Below are 2,745 nucleotides of genomic sequence, written 5' to 3'. Positions count from 1 at the left end.
GGATGACCATAGGAAGGACACATGTCACCATTCTATTGAACCATGAGGGCCAAACCTATTTGATCGATACGGGTTTTGGCGGGAATCTGCCATTAAAACCAGTTCCGTTGAACGGACAAACGGTCGTTTCCCGAAATGGCGAATTCAGGATAAAAAAAGAAAGTACCAACCACGGAGATCATATCCTTGAATTAAAACTGAAACATAAAGATCGCGATTGGAGAATAGGCTATGCTTTCGATTCTTCACAACCCGTGGGAAATGTAGCGGAACTTAATGAGGTCCAAACGATCATCAGGGAAAATCCCCAATCGCCATTCAATAAACATCCATTAATCACCCGTTTGACAAACAGCGGGAACATCACTTTAACCGATACTTCCTTTACAAAGTGGGAAAATGGAAAAATGACGAAAGAAGAAATAGATGGAACACGATTTAAAGAGTTAATGAAACAGCACTTCGATAGATAGTATAAAAAAATCTGAATATCAAAGGCATCCTTATCGAAAGATTGTCCATCCTCGACAGTTTTTTTATGAATAGAATGGTCATTCCATGGGATGTCATTGATATGCAAGACTTAGAAAACTATTACTATATTAATTTGCGACACTCCTGCCGAATAGTTGGCCGGTAGAGAACCCGCTGAATGCTTTTTGGCGGAAAAGTAGCGAATTTTTGAGAACACTTGAAAACTGTAGGCAAACTGTCTTTCTACGAATTTGTCTACAGTCTGAAACATCCATTATGGATGTTTTACTATTTATTCAATACATTCGAATTCAGTGGGGTGAGAAGGATATGGAGAAGAAGAACCGATTGGTTTTTACTAGATCGAATGCAGCTGCTAAACGAAAATTCGATGAAGCCATCACCATTTTGGAATATAGTGTAATGCTTGTTGAATTCTTTGGATTACAAGAATTCAACAATATAATTGCCGGACAGTTAAGGCTGATTCTATGTGAAACGAAAAATACGCGCATAAAGCGGGAAAAGGTCACAATTGACCAATCCTTAATAAAGAAAATCAATCCTAACCCGAAATTGTATCCCATTAAAGACTCGAATCAAATGAGCAATGATCATGATCATATTACGGAAGAACTCTTCGATTATACTAAACAAAGGATTGAGCTAAAGCTTTGGAGAAATCAAATTATCTATAAAATCGACATCGAAGGAAAAACCCAGGAAATTAAAGTCATTGATTTTATTAAGGAAACAGCTAATAAAATTGGCGGTGCACATGCTGAATCAAGTTTCCCTAATAAGTCCATTATTTCTGATGGACATACGAAAATCATGTTAATAGGTATAGCGAAAGGGTTATTCAAATCCATAGGCAGGGATTATAAAAAACATGCCTCCCTGAACCTTTCACATATCATGCAAAAAATCGAACAATCAACTTTGGAAGACTAGACAGAGGAAGGACTTTTGACCAAGTCCTTCTTGCTTGATTTCCAAGCACGATCCGGCAGGGTTGAATACCTCAAATACCCTCTCTATCACTAAACCATTCTTTTTCCTCGTTAAACCACGCTCGATGGCATGCTGTTCACTTTTATCCAGACCTTTAATATGATCGCCATCAGGTTACATTCAGTCACGAGTGTACTCCATATTTTCTGCATATTTAATTGGTAAGATGGATGTAATCATAAAGGAGGTTTTATTCAATATGAAAATAAGAACAAAATTGCCTATCATCTTATCATTATTTGCAGCCCTGTTTTTAGTCCTTGGAGCATGTTCCAACAGCGATGATAAAAACAAAGAAGAGAAAGAAGTAAAGGAACATAGTGAAATGGACATGAACCATTCTAGCTCGGATGATGTTCCGGAGGGATTAAAAGCGGCAGAAAATCCAACCTATGAAGTTGGAAGTCAAGCGATTATCGAATCAGGTCATATGGAAAGCATGAAAGGGGCTGAAGCAACAATAGTGGGTGCCTTTGATACGACTGCTTATGCAATTTCGTATACCCCTGCAACTGGCGGAAAAAAAGTGGGAAATCATAAATGGATCATTCATGAAGAAATCAAAGATGCAGGTGAAGTGGCGTATGAACCCGGAGCGGAGGTCACAGTAAATGCTTCTCATATGGAAGGGATGAAAGGGGCAGTCGCTGAAGTTGAATCTGCCGAAAAAACGACTGTTTATATGGTCGATTTCACACCGACTACGGGAGGAGAAAAAGTGAAGAACCATAAATGGGTAACCGAAAGCGAATTATCTGCGTCTAAATGATTTAACATCATGAGTTCAAAAACAGGAGAAAAAAGGATTGGAAACTCCTTCTGTTTGTGACAAAAGTGGATTCGGAATAGTCTCATCCCGAACTATGATTTGTAAAACAAGACTAGATGACCATTGATGTTCTTTTACTGTAAGCCTCATTGGATTGARGAGATTTGCGACATTCCAGCCCAATAACTGGCTAGCCGAGATCCCACAGGCGCTTCTGCCTAGGAGGCTTGGCAGAAAGTCGGCGGAAAGGGAGCGGATTTCCGAAAGAGGGTATGTGTAATGATTTCCACTCCAGGCACTCGCTTTCCGCGGGCGGTCCGGGAGCCTACTCGGCGTTCGCCTGCGKGGTCTCCCTGGCCACGCTTTTCCCGCAGGAGTCTCGTACCTTMCGTTCCAATCAACGGGAATTTTATAAAAGAAATATTGTAGGGAAACTGGCTCTTTTCCAATTCGTTTACAGTTTGGCTTTTCCATCAATTTTTTGACAA

The 2,745-nt window shown here is 40.0% G+C and carries 3 protein-coding genes; all 3 read left to right on the top strand.

The window, feature by feature from the left end; genetic code table 11:
- Positions 1-473 (top strand): arylamine N-acetyltransferase family protein (locus AC1DVB_RS26405; protein WP_477591751.1); only part of this gene is annotated, 473 nt, incomplete at its 5' end.
- Between the two features lie 331 nt (positions 474-804).
- On the top strand, positions 805-1,428 hold the full coding sequence (locus tag AC1DVB_RS26400; RefSeq protein ID WP_057275559.1) for a hypothetical protein: 624 nt from the start codon (positions 805-807) through the stop codon (positions 1,426-1,428).
- Positions 1,429-1,687: 259 nt separating this feature from the next.
- Entirely contained in the window at positions 1,688-2,257 is a 570-nt protein-coding gene (locus AC1DVB_RS26395) for a YdhK family protein (protein ID WP_454862161.1), read from the top strand.
- The last annotated feature ends 488 nt before the right edge of the window (positions 2,258-2,745 follow it).

Source organism: Peribacillus sp. P4_D6, from assembly GCF_056401795.1.
This window is presented reverse-complemented; position numbering and strand designations above follow the sequence as displayed.

Bases quoted from the DNA above. Each gene is read 5' to 3' on its own strand.
- AC1DVB_RS26400 (WP_057275559.1), top strand. From the start codon at position 805: ATGGAGAAGAAGAACCGATTGGTTTTTACTAGATCGAATGCAGCTGCT.
- AC1DVB_RS26395 (WP_454862161.1), top strand. From the start codon at position 1,688: ATGAAAATAAGAACAAAATTGCCTATCATCTTATCATTATTTGCAGCC.